The sequence below is a fragment of the Streptomyces iakyrus genome (assembly GCF_000717055.1).
GTDB lineage: Bacteria > Actinomycetota > Actinomycetes > Streptomycetales > Streptomycetaceae > Streptomyces > Streptomyces iakyrus.
Map to the genome: position 1 here is coordinate 1 of NZ_JNXI01000083.1, position 501 is coordinate 501.

General features: G+C 67.7%; 1 protein-coding gene. It reads left to right on the top strand.

Annotation, left to right across the window (positions count from 1 at the left end):
* The coding region (locus OO68_RS48855; protein WP_033314709.1) for an AMP-binding protein at window positions 1-501 on the top strand (501 nt) is incomplete at both ends.

Here is a 501-nt window from a genome sequence, read left to right on the forward strand (position 1 = left end):
CGATGGGGCAGTCAGTCGCGTCGCCGACGCCTTGCAGGCGCTGGGTATCCGCCCCGGCGACCGCATGATGATCGTGAGCGAGAATTCGATCCCGCTCGCCTGCCTGCTGCTGGCGGCGAGCCGGCTCGATGTCTGGTCGATCGTGGTCAATCCCCGACTGTCGCCCCGTGAGCTCGACCAGATCAGGGATCACAGCGGCGCCCGCCGCGTGTTGCTGACCGCCGAGGTGTCGCAGGAAGCTGCCGCCCATGCCGCGCGCTATGAGGCTGTCGTGCAGGATGTCGGCCCGCTCCACGGCGTCGCCGTCACCAGCTTGAACCTGGCAACGATTGCCGAGCCGGTCGAGGCCGATGGCGCCGACCAGGTCGCGGTCCTCATCTATACGTCCGGCACCACGGGCACGCCAAAAGGCGTGATGCTGACGCACCGCAATCTCCTGTTCAGCGCCCGGGGCACCGCGGGCTTCCGCAAGATGACGGCCGATGACGTGCAGTATTGCGT